The following is a 17,238-nucleotide window of genomic DNA, read 5'->3' as shown; positions in this document are numbered from 1 at the left end:
TGCACCGCGCGGCGCGCTCGTCAGCGCCCGATGAGGCGCCGCAGCATCCGCCTGCCGATGGCGAGCTCGGGAGCCCGCAGCAGCGCGAGGGCGGCGACGTACACCAGCAGGGCGACGCCGCCCACGAGTGCTCCGGCCACCGCGCCGAGCAGACGGTCCGACGCGGGCCATCCGTCGGCGCCGCCCAGGAACAGGAAGAACAGCCATCCGGCGGCGAAGGCGGGGACGGCGGCGACCGTGAACCGCCCGAGCGACCGCCAGGTGGCGCGCAGCGGCGCCGTGTCGGTGTGGCGACGCAGCAGACGCAGGGCGACGGGCAGCTGGACGTAGGTGGAGAGCGACTGGGTGAGGGCGACGGCGGCGGCGAGGAACCCGAGCGGCAGCAGACCCATGCCGACGGCGGCTACGGCGATGACGGCGCCGAGGGCGGCCAGCGACGCCTGGACGAGGGAGAAGACGAACGGCGTCCGCGTGTCCTGGAAGGCGAAGAACGCCCGGCGGATGATCACCAGCACGCCGAAGGGGACGAGGGCGATCAGGTACCCGCAGAGCACCCAGGCCATCGCGACCGCGCCGTCGGTGCTGGTGGTGAACACCCGCGAGACGGCGACGGATGCCGCGGCGATGGCCGCCGTGAAACCGAAACCGAACAGCGCGATCGCGCGGATCGACTCGTCGAGGTTCGGCGCGACCCGGTCGAGGCGGCCCGCGGTGATCTCCTCGGCGAGGCGTGTGAAGTACGTCGTCGAGATCGACATGGCGACGATCGAGTGGGGAAGCATGAAGATCAGCCACGCGTACACCATCACGGTGACGCTCGCCTCGCCGGAGGCCTGGGTGACGACCAGCGACTGCACGATACCGGCGAGCTGACCGACCACGACGGCGAGGAACGTCCACCAGGCCAGGGTGCCGACGTGACGCAGGCCGATGCCACGCCAGCCGAAGTCGGGACGGATGTGCAGGCGGGTGCGCTTCCAGAAGAAGAGCAGCACGACCGTCTGCATCGCGATGCCGAGGGTGGCGGTGCCGCCGAGGAGGGCGATCATCCCGGCATCCCAGTCGCCGATCGCGGTGAACGGGCCGCCGAAGACGACCAGGAACACCCCGAATCCCGCGATCGAGACGATGTTGTTGACCGTCGGTGCCCAGCTGTACGGGCCGAAGACCTTGCGCGCGTTGAGCACCTCGCCCAGCAGGGCGAACAGGCCGTAGAACAGCAGCTGGGGCAGCAGCCAGTAGGCGAAGGCGGTGGCCAGGGCCTTCTGCTCCGGCCCCCAGCTGGCCGCGTAGAGCCAGATCAGCACCGGCGCGAGCGCCATCATCAGCGCTGTCGCGGCGACGAGGACGACCGCGCCGAGCGTGAGGAGCTTCGACACGTACCGCGAACCGCCGTCGGTGTGCGCGGCCGCCTTGACGATCTGCGGCACGAGGATGCCGGTGATCACGCCGGCGGCGAGCAGCTCGTACACGTTGGTGGGCAGCATGGCCGCGACGCTGAAGGCGTCGGCGGCCTTGCTGCCGAACGAACCGATGACGGCGACGAGGACGACCGAGCGCACCAGACCGGTGACCCGCGAGAAGAGCGTGCCCGCTCCGATGATGGCGCTCGCGCGACCGAGACTAGCCATCGACATCCTCTTTCTGCGGGGCTTCCTTCTGCGGCGCTTCGCCGTGCTCGTCCTCGGCGGGTGAGGCCGCGCCGCGCCGACGCAGCTTGCGTACGGTGCGGATCAGACCCAGCACGAGCATCGCTCCGATCAGCACCACCATGAGCACGATGCCCACCGACTCCCACTCGGCGCGCACGGTCACCGCGACGCGGACCTCCGATCCGATCGGCACGCCCGCGGTGCTGCGCAGCTGCAGGTCGAGGGTGGACTCGCCGCTGCCGACGCGTGCCTGCACGGGCACCTGCACTCGCGTGCTCTGCGCGGAGCCGGCCGAGACCTCCGCGGTCTTCTGGACGATCAGGCGCGGGTCGTTGGGGTTCACCGACAGGGTGAGGGTGACCGGCCAGGGCAGATCGTTGCGCACCGAGAAGGTGAGCGGCGCCGACGAGGCGAGCAGGGTGATGTCGCTGGGCGGAACGATGGCGACGGCCCTCATCGTCTTCGCCGTCGCGTCGCGGTGATCGCTGACCGCCGTGGCGAACTGATCGGGCACCGCGAGCCAGACGTTGGCGAGCAGCTGCAGGATCTTGGCGCGTTCGGGGGCCGTCAGGAGAGCGGGATCGCTGAGCACGGTCGCGAACGCCGAAAGGGCGGTCTCGTCGTCGAGCAGGCCGTGGAGGGCGTCGACGCGTGCGGAGTCGGGTGCGGTGCCACCGGTGACCGTGACGGCCGTCGCGGGCGCAGCGGCCACCGCCGACAGATCGATCGCGGTGCGACCGGCGAGCGAGGTCGCCGCGGTGATCGCCGCCCGCAGGCCGGTGGACGAGCGGCCGCTGGCCCGGTCGATCACGACCAGTAGGGGCGCCGAGGCGGACGAGCCCTGAACGGCGAGGCTCGCATAGGCGGATGCCGCGGCGAGCCCCGCGCCCTGGTGGACGCCGTCCGAGGCGAGCGACGCCGTCCGCAGCGCCGCCGAGACGTCCGCGTCGTAGGAGAGGATCGCGGCCCCCTCGGCATCCGCTCGCGCCCCCACCGCGCCCGTGAGGGTGTTCGATGACACGAGGGTGAGCGGCGTCTCGCTCTCGTCGGTGCCGGTGGAGGTGCCGGTCGCGAGGGCGGAAACGAGCCCCGCCGTCGCCGACCCGGTCGCGGGCCAGAACACCCCGGTGCGCGTCGCGCCGATGTCGAGGAGCTCGGAGAGGCTCGGCAGCGTGCGAGCGGCCGCCGGCGTGGGTGTCGACGATGCACTCGGCGATTCCGAGGATGCCGGGAGCGGCGTGCCGGTCGTCGCGAAGTTCCGTGCCGACATGTACGGGTCGAGACTCGAGACGGAGAGCGGCTCGTCCTGCCCCGCGGCGAACTGGGTGGCGAGATCGGCATCGCCGAACTGGAGCGCGAAACGCGAGTTCGGCAGCGCGAGCAGGTCGGACAGCCACTGCTGAGCCGATGCGGGCGCCGCCGTACCCAGCACACGGATCGCCGCGACGATGGCGGGATCCACGGCGAGGATCGCGGTGGTGCCGGTCACCGCATCGAGCTGGATGCGGAGTCCGCCGTCGGCGGCGGTCAGCGTGGCGAGGTCGTCCGACGTGAGCAGCCCCGTGGTGGTGGGGGGCGCCGTCAGCGGCACGACGACGGCGACGCCTCCGCCGGAGGAGGCGGCATCCGGGACGACGATCGCCGTGTGTGCGACGAGATCGCCCTGGGCGGCGGGGAACGCCGCGCTCACGGGGTAGACACCGGGGGCGAGGTCGCCGCCGGTGGCGGCCAGGTCGATCGCGGTCGTCGAGGTCGCGGTCCCGCGCGCGGCGACGGCCGTCACGGCCGCCGTCGCGACCTCGGTGTCGGCGCGCGCGTCGGAGTCCAGCCACGCCGTCACCTCGGCGGCGGTGGTCAAGGGCGACCGGGTCAGCGCCACGCTGACCGTGCCCCCGGCAGCGGGCGCATCGCCGGTGTTGGTCACCGAGAAGGTGACGGAGAACACCGACGCGCCGATGACCCCGTTGCCCGACGGCGACACCGCGACGGTGAGCCTCCCGCTCTCGGCGGGCGCCCCGGTCGCGGCGACCGCGGTGCCGGCGACGGGCGCGGCCACGACGAGGGCCATCGCGACGGCGACGGCGCTCCGCCAGCGCGCGCGGCGACGGCGACTCGTCCCGACTCCGTCGGGAGTCCGGCGCGCGGGACGGGAAAGAGGAAAGGTCATGTCGGGAATCGGCTCCTGTGCGATCCCTGACCGCACGATCAGGTCAGATTCTAGGGTCCCCGCCCTGTGCGCGACCCGTGACGGGCCGCGGGCGCCGGTATCCGCGCGCGGCGGCATCCGTCGGTCCCGTCTCGGTCCCGCACCGCCGGCACCGCCCCGCGTGCGTGAGGATGGGATGCTGTGGACCATCCCCTGAACCCCGATCCCGCCCTCGTGGCCGACCTCCGCCGCGATCTGGCGGCCGCCGGCTACACCGCAGACGCCGTGCGGACCGGGTGGGGCCCTCTCGCCGACGACGCCGTCGGGCACGGTCTGCACGGACCCGCGCTCGCCGCCCTGGGAACACGGGACGACGCATCGGCGACGTTGGCGCGGCTGCTGTTCCTCGGCGTCCGCACGCCGCGGGACGCCGTCGACCGCGCGCTGCCCCACCTCGGCGCGGGCGGACTCGCGACGCTCGGTCTGGCCCGCATCGACGATGCCGAGGTGACACCGCTCGCGCTCGTGCGACCGCAGGGCTTCGCCGACGCGGACGGCGCCGGGCACTGGTGGATCGCGAGCGATCTCGACGAGGCGGCGCTGGGGGGACCACTGCCGACCGGCCACGTGCTGGGTGTCGGCGGCGCCTCCCTCACCCTCGCCGGCCTGCAGCTCGCGACGCCCGCGCGACGGGTGCTCGACGTCGGCACGGGCTGCGGCATCCAGGCGCTGCGGGCGCACCGCGCGCTGGCGGCATCCGCGGATGCCTCCGCCGATGCCGTCACCGATGCCGTCGTCGTCGCGACGGACCTGTCGCCGCGCGCCCTGGCGTTCACGACGCTCAACGCGCTCCTGAACGGCGTCGGGGGGATCGAGACCCGACACGGCAGCCTCTTCGAGCCCGTCGCGGGCGAACGGTTCGACCGCGTCGTGTCGAACCCGCCGTTCGTCATCACCCCCCGCGTCGCCGGCGTTCCCGAGTACGAGTACCGCGACGCGGGGTTCGCGGGGGACGACCTCGTCGCGGCGTTCGTCCGAGGGGTGGGCGAGGTGCTCGCTCCGCAGGGGACGGCGCAGCTGCTGGGCAACTGGGAGTATCGCGACGGCGGCGACGGCCTCGAGCGCGTCCGCGCCTGGGTGGCCGCCTCGCCCGTGCCCCTCGAGGCCTGGGTGATCGAGCGGGAGCGGCTCGACCCCCTCGCGTACGCGGAACTGTGGGTCCGCGACGGCGGCACCGCCCCCGGCACCCCCGGCTACGCGGCCCTCGTCGATGCGTGGCTGGACGACTTCGCGGCGCGCGGCGTGGACGCGATCGGGTTCGGCTACATCCTGCTGCGACGACCGGCATCCGGGGTCGCCGCGCTGGCGCGCTACGAACGCATCACCCACGCCCTGCCGGAGACCTCGGGAGGACTCGGCCGGCACCTGTCCGCCGCGCTGCAGGCCTTCGACGCACTGGAACTGCTCGACGACGACGCCCTGGCCCGTGCGCAAACCGTGGTGGCCGGCGACGTCACCGAGGCCCGTCATCATCTGCCGGGCGCCGAGGCCCCGAGCGTGATCGAGCTGCGCCAGGGCGGCGGGCTCGCCCGCACCGTCGAGGTCGACCCGGCCCTGGCCGCCCTCGTCGGCGCCTCCGACGGCGAGCTCACCGTCGGACAGCTCTCCGACGCGATCGCCGAGCTGCTCGAGGTGGATGCCGGCGCCCTCCGCGCCGACCTGCTGCCGCGCGTGCGCGAGCTCGTCTTCACCGGGATGCTGCGGCTGGCGTGAGGGGTCGCACGACGGTCGCGGGCGGGGGCGACGGAAGGCGCGCCGGTAGTCTGGAGACCATGCTCAACATGGCCGAAGGCCTCGACCGGCTGGGGTCGCTCGCGACTTCTCCGATCATGGCCTCCCTCGGTGCGGCGTTCGCCCAGGCGGGGTTCGAGCTGGCGATCGTCGGCGGTCCGGTGCGCGACGCGCTGCTCGGCCGCCCCACCCACGACCTCGATCTCACGACGAACGCGCGCCCCGACGACATCCTCCGCATCGTGAAGCCGCTGGCGACCGCGACGTGGGACATCGGGCGCGCGTTCGGCACCATCGGTGCGAAGATCACCGGCCCGAGCGGGACGTCCGAGCAGGTCGAGATCACGACGTACCGCGCCGACAGCTACGACGGGGTCACGCGCAAGCCCACGGTCGCCTTCGGAGACCGCCTGGAGGACGACCTCGCCCGCCGCGACTTCACCGTGGGCGCCATGGCGCTGCGCCTTCCCGTGCCGGCGCTCGTCGACCCGACCGGGGGTGTCGAGGACCTGCTCGCGGGCGTGCTGCGCACGCCGGGCGACCCCGACGTCAGCTTCGGCGACGACCCGCTGCGCATGCTGCGGGCCGCCCGCTTCGCCAGCCAGCTCGAGTTCGACGTCGCCCCGGCCACGCTGGACGCGATGGAGCGCCTGCGGGCGACGATCGAGATCGTCAGCCCCGAGCGGGTGCAGGCCGAGCTGGTGAAGCTGCTCGCGACGGACGACCCGGTGCGCGGCATCCGGATCCTCGTCGAGACCGGGCTCATGGGCGAGATCCTGCCCGAGGTGCCGGCGTTGCGGCTCGAGGTCGACGAGCACCACCACCACAAGGACGTCTACGAGCACTCGCTCACGGTGCTGCGCCAGGCCATCGAGCTGGAGCACGCCCGGCATCCGGGGGCGGCGCCCGACACGACGCTGCGCCTGGCCGCACTGCTGCACGACATCGGCAAGCCCGCGACGCGCAAGCTCGAGCCGGGCGGCGGCGTGAGCTTCCACCACCACGACGTCAAGGGTGCGCGTCTGGCCCGCAAGCGCCTGCAGGCGCTGCGCTTCGACGGCGACACCATCGCCGCGGTCACGCAGCTCATCGAGCAGCACCTGCGCTTCTTCGGCTACGCCGAGGGCGCGTGGACCGACTCCGCGGTGCGGCGCTACGTGCGGGATGCCGGTGATCAGCTCGAGCGGCTCCACATCCTCACCCGCGCCGACGTCACCACGCGCAACGCGAAGAAGGCGACGCGCCTGCGCCGCGCGTACGACGACATCGAGTGGCGCATCGACGAGCTCGCCTCGCAGGAGGAGCTCGCCGCCATCCGCCCCGAGCTCGACGGCAACCGGATCCAGGAGATCCTCGGCATCCCGCCCGGACGCGAGGTCGGGGAGGCGTACCGCTTCCTGCTGGAGGTGCGCCTGGACGAGGGTCCGATCGGCGCGGATGCCGCCGAGCAGCGCCTGCGCGCCTGGTGGTCCGCCCGCTGACCCGCCCCCCGCGCCCGCCCCCGCGCCGCGCCGCGATCGCCGAGCCGCCACTGCCCGGCCGAGCCGCTATCCGGCGGGCCGGCCGAATCTTGGCGGCTCGGCCGAATCTTGGCGGTTCGCGACTTAGACTGACGACACCTCCTCATTGGTGAACGGAGTCGCCGTGCCCTCGCCGTGGTCATCGCGCCGCGAGGTCTCGCCCGAGACGTCGCGTCTGCTCATCGAGCGCGCGCACGAGGAGCTCGTGGGTGGCAACGTCGGCGATCCGCGGCTGGGTCAGATCCGCCCGCTCGTGCAGGATTCCTGGCGCCGGTCGCTGGCGCACCTGGTGGGGGCCGAAGGGCTGCCCCCGCTCGATCTGGGTGACGACGAGCTCGAGGCCTACCGGCGGGCGCACCCGCTCGCCGCCGCCATGGACATGATCCGCTCCCTGCTGCTGCCCGGCGGCGAGGACAGCGACTCGGGCGTCGTCGTCGCCGTGGGCGACGCCGTGGGACGACTCCTGTGGGTCGAGGGAGACCGGCGTGTGCGGTCGCTCACCGGCGACATGGGTTTCGTGGCCGGCGCGAACTGGTCGGAGGAGGCGGTCGGCACCTCCGCACCCGGCACGGCGCTCGCGCTCGGGCGATCGGTGCAGATCCACGGAGCCGAGCACTACAACCGGCTCGTCCAGCCGTGGTCCTGCACGGCCGCGCCCGTCTACGACCCCGAGACGCGCCGCGTGCTCGGGGTGATCGACGTCACCGGCGACAGCGATGCCGCCACGCCCCAGGCGCAGCTCCTCGTCGACGCGACCGCCCGCGCGGTGGAAGCCGAACTCCTCGTCGGGCGACTGAGAGCGCGGGCTCAGGCTCCCGCACCGAGCCGCATCCGCCGCGCGGCACCGGCTCCGCGGGCGGCGACGACGATGCTCCGCGTCCTCGGGCGGGACAAGGCGCTCCTCGATGTCGCCGGCCCCGACAGTGCGACGGTGACAGAGCTGTCGGCGCGGCACGCCGAGATCCTCCTCATGCTCGCGGTGCACCGCGAGGGGTTGTCGGCCGAGCGCCTCGGGCAGCTCGTCTACGGCGAGGATGCCGCGGAGGGGACGCTGAGGCCGGAACTCGTCCGGCTGCGCAAGGTGCTGGAGCGGGTTGCGCCGCAGCTGGTCCCGGCCTCCCGGCCCTACCGCCTCACCGCGGAGCTGCACACCGATGCGCATCAGGTCGTCGCGCTGCTCGGCCGGGGCGCCCACCGGGTGGCGCTCGCCGCCTACCGCGGGCGGGTGCTTCCCGATTCGGTCGCGCCCGGGGTGGAGGAGTTCCGCGACTCGGTGCGGCTCGCGCTGCGCGACGCCCTGATGACGGAGGCGTCCGTGGATGTGCTGCTCGCGTACGCCGACACCGACGACGGCGCCGAGGACGTGGAGGTCCTGCGTCTGGCCCTCGAGATGCTGCCCGCCCGGTCTCCCCGCCGCGCCGGGCTCGTCGCACGGATCGAGAAGCTCGAGGCGTGAGCCCCGCCCCGGCGTGCACAACTCCGCCGGAGCTGCTGTTTCCGCGGTCCTCACACCCACAACGGCCCACGGAGGCGGAGCTGTGCATGCTCCCCCGGCGAGGATGCCAGGATGGGCGCAGACGCCGTCACCGGCGCCGAGGGAGGATCGACATGACCGACGACGCGCCCACCCCCGACCTCGGGCGGCTCGCCGCCGTGCACGGCATCGCGACCGAGTACTGGTCGTTCTTCGGCGACCGGGTGCAGGTCCCGGCATCCACCCTCCGCGCGGTGCTCGCGGCCATGCGCGTCGACGCCTCGTCGGATGCCGCGGTCACGGCATCCCTCATCGCCGAGGAGGAGCGGGTGTGGCGCGAGCTGCTGCCCGCCTCGTTCGTGACGCGCGCCGGGGTCGGCGTGCTGTGGCTGCACGTCTTCGACGGGCACGACGTGACCGTGACGGTGGCTCTCGAGGACGGGGCGGTGCGCGTGCTCACGATCCCCGAGCAGCGGCCGGCCGCGCGTCTGGTGGACGGCATCCTGCGGTGGCGGGTCGAGATTCCGGTGCCCGACGACCTGCCGCTGGGGTGGCACACCGTGCGCGCGGAGCAGCGCCCGTTCGGCGGCGCCGACGCCGACCGCACGGCATCCGCCCCGTTCGTGATCACGCCCGATCGCCTCGGCGACCCGCCCGCCCGTCCCGGACGTACGCGCGGCTGGGGCCTCATGGCGCAGCTGTACTCCGTCCGCTCACGGGCATCGTGGGGCCTCGGCGACTTCGCCGACCTCGCCGATCTCGCCGCGATCGCGGGCGAGCGCGGCGCCGACTTCCTGCTGATCAACCCCGTGCACGCGGCCGAGGTGACCAGTCCGATCGAACCGTCGCCGTACCGCCCCGCGACCCGCCGCTTCCTGGCGCCGCTGTACGTGCGCCCCGAGGACATCCGGGAGGTCGCTTACCTGACGCCCACCGAGCGCGCCGTCGTCGAGGCCGCCCGCGGTCCCGTCGCGGCGATGGACGACGACGCGGACCGCATCGATCGCGACGCGGTCTGGGCCGCCAAACGGCTCGGCCTCGACGCGATCTTCGCGGTGCCGCTGACGCCGTCGCGCCGCGCCGAGCTCGATGCGTTCGCCGCGCGCGAGGGGCAGCCGCTGCAGGACTTCGCCCTGTGGTGCGCGCTCGAGGAGCACTACCTCGGTCGCGAGCGGCCCGTCGAGGTCGACGACATCCGCTCCCCGCTGGTCGCCGAGCTGCGCACGCGCCTGGCCGACCGCGTCGCGTTCCACGTGTGGCTGCAGTGGATCGCCGACCAGCAGGTCGCCGACGCGCAGGCCGCGGCGACGGCGGCGGGCATGGCGATCGGTGTCATGCACGACCTCGCGGTCGGCGTGCACCCCCAGGGGTCGGATGCGTGGTCGCTGCGGGAGATGTACGCCACCGGCATGGCGGTCGGCGCGCCGCCGGACATGTACAACCAGCAGGGCCAGACCTGGAACCAGCCGCCGTGGCTGCCGCGCGCGCTCGCCGAGGCCGGGTACGCCCCGCTGCGCGACATGATCCGCACGCTGCTGCGCCACGCCGGCGCCCTGCGCATCGACCACGTGATCGGGCTGTTCCGCCTGTGGTGGATCCCCGAGGGGCTGAGTCCCGCCGCCGGCACGTACGTCCGCTACGACCACGAGGCGATGATCGGCGTGCTGCTGCTCGAGGCCCACCGCGCCGGAGCGGTGCTCATCGGCGAGGATCTCGGCAACGTCGAGCCGTGGGTGCGCGAGTACCTGGCGGCGCGCGGCGTGCTGGGCACCTCGGTGCTGTGGTTCGAGCGCGAGGGCGACGGCTTCCGTCCGCCGGAGCAGTACCGCCGCTCGCTGCTGGCCACCGTGAACACGCACGACCTGCCCCCGACCGCGGGGTACCTGGCCGACGAGCACGTCGCTCTCCGCGCGCGGCTCGGTCTGCTGACGCGTCCGGTCGAGGAGGAGCTGGCCGACGCGGATGCCGAGCGGGCGACCATGCTGGCGCTGCTGCGCGACCGCGGGCTGCTGGGCGCCGACCCGTCGGAGGCGGAGGTGATCGAGGCCCTGAACGCGCTGATCACGGCATCCCCTTCGCAGCTGCTCGGGGTGGCGCTGGTGGATGCCGTCGGCGAGCGCCGCGCGCAGAACCAGCCTGGAACCGACCGCGAGTACCCCAACTGGCAGATCCCGCTCGCGGGACCGGACGGTCGCGCCGTGCTGCTGGACGACCTGCGCGACCACGGCCGTTTCGTCGCTCTCACCCGCGCGGTCGATTCCCGGCTCTGAGCTCCGCGGCGGCGGGTGAGGCGGGGCCGGGTGAGGCGGGTCCGGCGGGTCCCGCGGGTCCCGCGGGTTCCGCGGGCTCGATCCCGGCCGTTCGTGGTCGCGTCAGCGTGCCGGCGAGCACGCCCACCACGACGAGCGCGAGACCGACCATCTGCGCGGGTCCGAACGGTTCGTGCGCGAGCCACACGCCGAGCAGCACGCCGGTGACGGGGTTGAGCAGTCCGATCACCCCGACGACCGCACCGGGAAGACGGGCGAGGCCCGTGAACCACGCCGCGTAGGCGATCGCCGTGGCCACGAGGATGACGTACGCGAACCCGAGCAGCGCCGGCCCGTCCAGGGCGGGCGGTGCGCCCTCGACCGCGATCGCGAGGGGCGCGACGACGAGGGAGCCGGCGATGAGCTGCCACGCCGTCATCGTCAGCGGCGGGATGTCGGCACCCCAGCGGCGCGTGAGGACGAATCCCAGCGACGAGGAGAGCATGGCCAGCACGGATGCCGCGATTCCCCAGCCGTCGGCCTCGCCGCCGCCCGGCTGCAGCATGACGACGACGCCGAGGATGCCGAGCACCGCTCCGGCGGCGGCGCGCAGGGCGGGGCGCTGGCCGAGGACGATCCAGCTCAGCACGATCAGCGCGGCGGCCGAGGTCGACATGATCGTGGCCGCGAGGCTCGTCGCCAGGCGCTGCGCGGCGACGTAGACGAGGACGTTCAGCCCGCCGACCGTGAGCGCGCCGAGCACGACCGACCGCCACCACCACGCCCCGCGCGGCAGTCGCCGGGTGACCAGCAGCACCAGCATCCCGGCCGGCAGGCACCGGATCACGGCGCCCCACAGCGCCGCGTCGGGCGGCAGTAGATGACGCGTCACGAAGTAGGTGCTCCCCCAAGCGACGGGGGCGATCGCCGTCACGAGAACCCACCGCATCCGTTTATCTTCCACGGAAGAGAATATAGCTTCCGCGGAAGGTAAAGTCGACGGGGTGCAGGATCACGTCGACCTCGTCCAGGAGCAGTGGCGCCGCGAACGCCCCGATCTCGATCCGTCACCGCAGGGTGTGATCGGCCGCCTCCATCGTCTGGCCGCGGCGCTGACGGCGGAGCTGACCGCCGTCTACGCGCAGTTCGGACTGAGCGAGGCGGAGTTCGACCTCCTGGCATCCCTTCGCCGCGCCGGTGCGCCGTACGAGCTGCCGGCGGGCGAACTGGCCGACCACACGATGGTCACCACCGGCGGGCTCACCAAGCGCGTCGACCGCCTGATCGACCGCGGCCTCGTCGTCCGCACGGATGCCGACGACGACCGCCGTCGGCGTCTCGTGCGCCTCACCCCCGAGGGCGTCGATCTCATCGACGGCGCGTTCACGGCGCACCTCGCCAACGAGCACCGCCTGGTCGCGCTCCTGCCCGCGGGCGACGCCGACGCCCTGCGCGACGCCTCCCGCCGCTGGCTCGCCGCCCTCGCTCACGACTGACCCCCGGCATCCGCCCCGCCCGCCGCCGCGAGAAACCACTCGCACAGCGAGAAACCCCCCACGCAGCGGTTTCTCGATGCGCAAGGTGTGTCTCGCGACGGATGCCGCGGCGCAGGCCGCGGCGCAACGCGATGCAACGTTGCGGTGCGTAGCGTCAGCGCATCCGAACGCGGCGAGGGATGCCGCGGACCATGCACTGTCGAAGGAGACATCATGACCATCGTCGAAGAGGGCGTCTCGAGCGTCTACGCCGCTCCGGGCCAGCGCGGCGCGATCGCCGAGTATCGTCCGCGGTACGGGCACTACATCGGCGGCGAGTTCGTCGAGCCCATCAAGGGCCAGTACTTCGAGAACATCACGCCGGTCACCGGCAAGCCGTTCACCGAGGTCGGGCGCGGCACCGCGGAGGACATCGACCGCGCCGTCGACGTCGCGTGGAAGGCGTTCGAGTCGTGGAAGAAGACGACGCCCGCCGACCGCGCGAACATCCTCAACAAGATCGCCGACCGCATCGAGGCGAACCTCGAGAAGATCGCCGTCGCCGAGACGTGGGAGAACGGCAAGCCGGTGCGCGAGACGCTGGCCGCCGACATCCCGCTGGCGATCGACCACTTCCGCTACTTCGCCGGCGTCCTGCGCGCCCAGGAGGGCACGCTCAGCCAGATCGACGAGGACACCGTCGCGTACCACTTCCACGAGCCGCTGGGTGTGGTGGGCCAGATCATCCCGTGGAACTTCCCGCTGCTCATGGCCACGTGGAAGCTCGCCCCCGCCCTCGCCGCCGGCAACTGCGTCGTGCTGAAGCCGGCCGAGCAGACCCCGGCATCCATCCTGTTCCTCTTCGACATCATCGGCGACCTGCTGCCGGCGGGCGTCGTGAACATCGTCAACGGGTTCGGCATCGAGGCCGGCGCACCGCTCGCGCAGCACAAGCGCATCCGCAAGGTCGCCTTCACGGGTGAGACCACCACGGGCCGGCTCATCATGCAGTACGCGTCGCAGAACCTCATCCCGGTCACCCTGGAGCTCGGCGGCAAGAGCGCGAACATCTTCTTCGAGGACGTCGCGCGTCAGCGGGACGCCTACTACGACAAGGCGCTGGAGGGCTTCACGTTCTTCGCGCTCAACCAGGGCGAGGTGTGCACGTGCCCGTCGCGCGCGCTCATCCAGCGCTCGATCTACGACCAGTTCCTCGGCGACGGCCTGGAGCGCGTCGGCAAGATCATCCAGGGAAACCCGCTGGATCCGGCCACCATGATCGGCGCGCAGGCCTCCAACGACCAGCTCGAGAAGATCCTCAGCTACATCGAGATCGGCAAGGCGGAGGGCGCGAAGCTCCTCGCCGGCGGCGAGCGGGTGGACCTCGGCGGCGAGCTCAGCGGGGGCTACTACGTGGCACCGACGGTGTTCGAGGGCCAGAACAGCATGCGGATCTTCCAGGAGGAGATCTTCGGCCCCGTCGTCTCGGTGACCAGCTTCGACGGGTTCGACGACGCCATCCACACCGCCAACGACACCCTCTACGGCCTCGGCGCGGGGGTGTGGAGCCGCTCGGCCGACACGATGTACCGCGCCGGGCGCAGCATCGAGGCGGGTCGCGTCTGGACGAACACCTACCACCAGTACCCGGCGCACGCCGCGTTCGGCGGGTACAAGCAGTCGGGCATCGGTCGCGAGAACCACCTCAAGATGCTCGATCACTACCAGCAGACCAAGAACCTGCTGGTGTCCTACGCCGAAGGAGCGATGGGCTTCTTCTGAGCCGCGTCGCCGAAGACGATCCGGCGCACGGGACGCACGCGCGTCTCGGGCGCCGGATCATCTCCGGAGGGAAAGGTCGAGCGATGACCACCACTGTCAGTCGCGTCGCGGTCACGGATGCCGCGGCGGCACTGCTGCGCCGGCTGACGGCGCAGCACGGGAAGCTCATGTTCCACCAGTCCGGCGGATGCTGCGACGGCAGTGCACCGATGTGCTACCCCGTCGGCATGTTCCTGACGGGGCCGTCGGACATCAGGCTCGGCGACCTCGACGTGGGACTGGACGATCCGATCGAGGTGTTCATGTCCGAGGCGCAGTTCGCGTACTGGAAGTACACGCACCTCACGATCGACGTCGTCCCGGGCCGCGGGGCCGGCTTCAGCGTCGAGGGTCCGACGGGGATGCGCTTCCTCATCCGCTCGCGGATGCTGGACGACGCCGAGCTCGACCACTTCGGACTGCGCTGACGGCGGCATCCCCGCGGCTCGCCGGTCAGGCGCGGTCGTGCAGCGTGATGCGGTAACCGTCCGGGTCGACGAACGTGAAGGTGAGGCCGAACGGGCCGTCGATCGGCGCCGCGACGATCTCGTGGCCGGCGGCGACCAGGGCGTCGTGGATCTGCTGCACCTCGGTCGCGTGCAGCCAGAGGGCGATGCCCGCCCCCGGCGGGGTGGCGGCATCCCGGACGGCGTCATCGACGATGTCGCGCACGGCGAACGCGATCGGCGTCGTCGTGAACACGACGGCGTGGGGCGGTCCTGCCGGTGACCGCACGAGGCCGAGGAAGCTCTCGTAGAACGCCTGGGATGCGGCGAGGTCGCGAACCTGCAGGGAAACGAAGTCGGGGCCGGTGGCGGGCATGGGATCATCCTCTCGTGTGTCAGTTATCTGACATGCAACTGTATGTCAGGATACTGACATGAGTCAACGCCTTCCCGCCATCGATCTGCCGACCTCCGTCGGCTATCGCCTCAAAGAGGCAGCCAGCGCCCTCCGGGCCGCGATGGAGGACGTTCTGCGACCGCTCGGGATGAACGTCACCCACTACGCGTGCCTCGAGCTGCTGGCACAGCGCCCCGGCCTGTCGAACTCTGATCTGGCCCGCGGCACCTTTGTCACCCGCCAGACCATGAACGTGCTGCTGCAGAAGCTCGAGCGCGACGGTGAGATCTCGCGGCCCGACACCCCCGTCAGCGGCAAGGTGCTTCCCGCCACGATCACCGATCGCGGCCGCACCGCGCTGGCCGCCGCCAGCACCGCCGTGCGCTCGGTGGAGGATCGCATGCTGGACGGTCTCGACGCGGACGACCGCGATGAGGCGTTGCGGCTGCTCGCCGCGATGATCCGTTCGCTGCGCGGCTAGAGCCAGCCGTTCTCGTCGGCGATCCGCACGGCATCGGCGCGGTTGCGGGCCCCCGTCTTGCCGATCGCGCTGGAGAGATGATTGCGGACGGTGCCCTCGCTCAGGTGCAGCATCTGCGCGATGTCGGCGATCGAGCCGCCGGTACGCGCGACGGAGAGCACGTCGGTCTCGCGGCTCGTGAGCGGCGACTCCCCCTGCGCGAGCGAGTCGGCGGCGAGGGCCGGGTCGACCACCCGCAGCCCCTGCGACACGCGGCGCACGGCGTCGGCGAGCTGTGCGGCCGGTGTGTCCTTGACCACGAAGCCGGCCGCTCCCGCCCGCATCGCGCGCGTCAGGTACCCCGGTCGCCCGAAGGTGGTCACGATGAGCGCCCGGCACGCGGGTCGTGCGCTGCGCAGCGCGGATGCCGCCGCGATCCCGTCCATCCCGGGCATCTCGATGTCCAGAAGCGCGGCGTCGGCGGCCGTGCGCACCGCGGCATCCACCACCTCGTCGCCGCGACCCACCTCGGCGACCACCTCGATGTCGGGCTCGAGCCCGAGCAGGGCGGAGAGCGCGCCGCGCACGAGCGCCTGGTCATCGGCGATGAGCAGCCGGATCACAGCGTCACCCGCAGGAGGAACCCGCCGAGGTCGCTGCGTCCGAGCGTGAGGCGCCCGCCGGCGGCCTCCACCCGTTCGCGCAGGCCGATCAGCCCGGTGCCGGCGGCGGTCGCTGCGGATGTCGGGCCCACCCCGTCGTCCTCGATGCTGACGCTACGCGCGCTCAGGCGCACGCGGCACCGCGACGCCTGCGCATGGCGGATCACGTTGGTCACACCTTCGCGCACGATCCAGCCGGCCAGTTCGCGGCGCTCGGCAGGGACGTTCTCGGTGGCGGTGGGCAGCTCGGCCGCGATGCCCGCGGCATCCAGCGCCGCCCGCGCCGCGGCGAGCTCGCCCGCGACGCTGACCCCGCGGTAGCCGGCGACGGTGGTGCGCACATCGGCGAGAGCCCCGCGGGCGAGGGCCTCGACTTCGCCGATCTCCCCCCGCGCCCGTGCCGGATCGACGTCGATCAGGCGTCCGGCGAGCTCGGATTTCACCGTGATGACCGTGAGCGAGTGGCCGAGGATGTCGTGCAGGTCGCGCGCGACGCGGCTGCGTTCGCGTTCCACGGCCATCTCCGCCATCTGGTCGCGGGTCGCCCGGAGGGCGTTCATGGCCGCGATGTTGCGTCCGAAGGCGGCCATCATCGCGGAGACCGAGACGATGATCGCGGGCAGGAACAGCACGCCCTCGGTCCAGCCGTCGGAGATCACCCCGACGACCAGGGATGCCGCTCCGAGCGCGAGCAGCAGCAGCCAGGTCGTGCGCAGGCGGACCACGGCCATGCCGATCGCGACGCCCACGTAGCTCCAGACGCCGCGGACATCCCACCCGATCCAGGGGAACAGGCTGAAGGAGAGCACGAACAGCCAGGCCGCCGGAAGCAGCCGAAGGCGCAGGGGCAGAAGGCGCGAGACGGGGACGGCGATCAGGAAGGATGCCGCGAAGCACACCAGCAGGGCGATCACGACGGCGCTCGACACGGCCGTGTCGGCCGCCGCGACGGCCTCGGTGGCCACGATGAACAACCAGATGAGCGAGATCGACGCGCCGACGTACCAGCCTCGGGCGGCGCGGGCGGTCAAGATCTCACGGGGCGTCGGTGCGGTCGACGAGGCGGGGACCGGGGGAACGTCCCACCCGGTCCCGTCGAGATCGTCTCGCGTCGCGCTCACGGACTTCACTGTAGGGCGCGCCTC

Annotated in this window: 14 protein-coding genes; 8 read left to right on the top strand and 6 right to left on the bottom strand. The window is 72.6% G+C overall.

Translation table 11 applies throughout. The annotated features are described in order from the left end of the window. Positions 1–20: 20 nt before the first annotated feature. Entirely contained in the window at positions 21–1,631 is a 1,611-nt protein-coding gene (gene murJ, locus KY498_RS11980) for a murein biosynthesis integral membrane protein MurJ (protein WP_191009271.1), read from the bottom strand. Continuing rightward, positions 1,624–3,819 carry a DUF6049 family protein gene (locus KY498_RS11975; protein WP_191009272.1) on the bottom strand — a complete coding sequence of 732 codons (2,196 nt, stop codon included), beginning with the start codon at positions 3,817–3,819 and terminating at the stop codon, positions 1,624–1,626. The genes murJ and KY498_RS11975 overlap by 8 nt, the downstream gene beginning before the upstream one ends. Positions 3,820–3,999: 180 nt before the next feature. On the opposite strand from KY498_RS11975, the gene KY498_RS11970 reads away from it, so the two are divergent. The 4 genes from KY498_RS11970 (at position 4,000) to malQ (ending at position 10,853) form a co-directional block, all read left to right on the top strand. Continuing rightward, complete coding sequence (locus KY498_RS11970) at positions 4,000–5,571, top strand: methyltransferase (protein ID WP_191009273.1); 1,572 nt, start codon at positions 4,000–4,002, stop codon at positions 5,569–5,571. 59 nt (positions 5,572–5,630) lie between these two features. Next, complete coding sequence (locus KY498_RS11965) at positions 5,631–7,070, top strand: CCA tRNA nucleotidyltransferase (protein WP_101305171.1); 1,440 nt, start codon at positions 5,631–5,633, stop codon at positions 7,068–7,070. 163 nt (positions 7,071–7,233) lie between these two features. After that, entirely contained in the window at positions 7,234–8,565 is a 1,332-nt protein-coding gene (locus tag KY498_RS11960) for a GAF domain-containing protein (RefSeq protein ID WP_060960847.1), read from the top strand. A gap of 152 nt (positions 8,566–8,717) precedes the next feature. Further along, complete coding sequence (gene malQ, locus KY498_RS11955; RefSeq protein WP_191009274.1) at positions 8,718–10,853, top strand: 4-alpha-glucanotransferase; 2,136 nt, start codon at positions 8,718–8,720, stop codon at positions 10,851–10,853. Here malQ and KY498_RS11950 read toward each other — a convergent pair. Continuing rightward, the gene (locus KY498_RS11950; RefSeq protein ID WP_191009275.1) at positions 10,825–11,781 is read right to left on the bottom strand and encodes a DMT family transporter; all 957 of its coding nucleotides are present in this window, start codon (positions 11,779–11,781) and stop codon (positions 10,825–10,827) included. The two genes, malQ and KY498_RS11950, sit on opposite strands and share 29 nt — an antisense overlap. Positions 11,782–11,836: 55 nt before the next feature. On the opposite strand from KY498_RS11950, the gene KY498_RS11945 reads away from it, so the two are divergent. The 3 genes from KY498_RS11945 to KY498_RS11935 all read left to right on the top strand — a co-directional run bounded on the left by KY498_RS11945 (position 11,837) and on the right by KY498_RS11935 (position 14,556). Further along, positions 11,837–12,328, top strand: coding sequence for a MarR family winged helix-turn-helix transcriptional regulator (locus KY498_RS11945; protein WP_191009276.1), 492 nt, complete (start codon positions 11,837–11,839; stop codon positions 12,326–12,328). Between the two features lie 213 nt (positions 12,329–12,541). Next, complete coding sequence (locus KY498_RS11940) at positions 12,542–14,089, top strand: aldehyde dehydrogenase family protein (RefSeq protein WP_191009277.1); 1,548 nt, start codon at positions 12,542–12,544, stop codon at positions 14,087–14,089. Between the two features lie 83 nt (positions 14,090–14,172). Next, on the top strand, positions 14,173–14,556 hold the full coding sequence (locus KY498_RS11935) for a DUF779 domain-containing protein (RefSeq protein WP_060960814.1): 384 nt from the start codon (positions 14,173–14,175) through the stop codon (positions 14,554–14,556). Between the two features lie 25 nt (positions 14,557–14,581). On the opposite strand, the gene KY498_RS11930 is transcribed toward KY498_RS11935, so the two are convergent. Further along, entirely contained in the window at positions 14,582–14,950 is a 369-nt protein-coding gene (locus KY498_RS11930; protein WP_191009278.1) for a VOC family protein, read from the bottom strand. Positions 14,951–15,008: 58 nt separating this feature from the next. On the opposite strand from KY498_RS11930, the gene KY498_RS11925 reads away from it, so the two are divergent. Next, the gene (locus KY498_RS11925) at positions 15,009–15,452 is read left to right on the top strand and encodes a MarR family winged helix-turn-helix transcriptional regulator (protein WP_060960813.1); all 444 of its coding nucleotides are present in this window, start codon (positions 15,009–15,011) and stop codon (positions 15,450–15,452) included. Here KY498_RS11925 and KY498_RS11920 read toward each other — a convergent pair. Together KY498_RS11920 and KY498_RS11915 are read right to left on the bottom strand one after the other, a co-directional pair. Continuing rightward, positions 15,449–16,054, bottom strand: coding sequence for a response regulator (locus tag KY498_RS11920; protein ID WP_191009279.1), 606 nt, complete (start codon positions 16,052–16,054; stop codon positions 15,449–15,451). The genes KY498_RS11925 and KY498_RS11920 overlap by 4 nt on opposite strands. Further along, entirely contained in the window at positions 16,051–17,214 is a 1,164-nt protein-coding gene (locus tag KY498_RS11915) for a sensor histidine kinase (RefSeq protein WP_223848763.1), read from the bottom strand. The genes KY498_RS11920 and KY498_RS11915 overlap by 4 nt, the downstream gene beginning before the upstream one ends. Between the last annotated feature and the right edge of the window lie 24 nt (positions 17,215–17,238).

This window comes from Microbacterium sp. PAMC21962 (assembly GCF_019443465.1).
Lineage (GTDB): Bacteria > Actinomycetota > Actinomycetes > Actinomycetales > Microbacteriaceae > Microbacterium > Microbacterium hominis.
The sequence above is the reverse complement of the archived record's forward strand: the minus strand, read 5'-3'. Positions and strand labels throughout refer to the sequence as shown.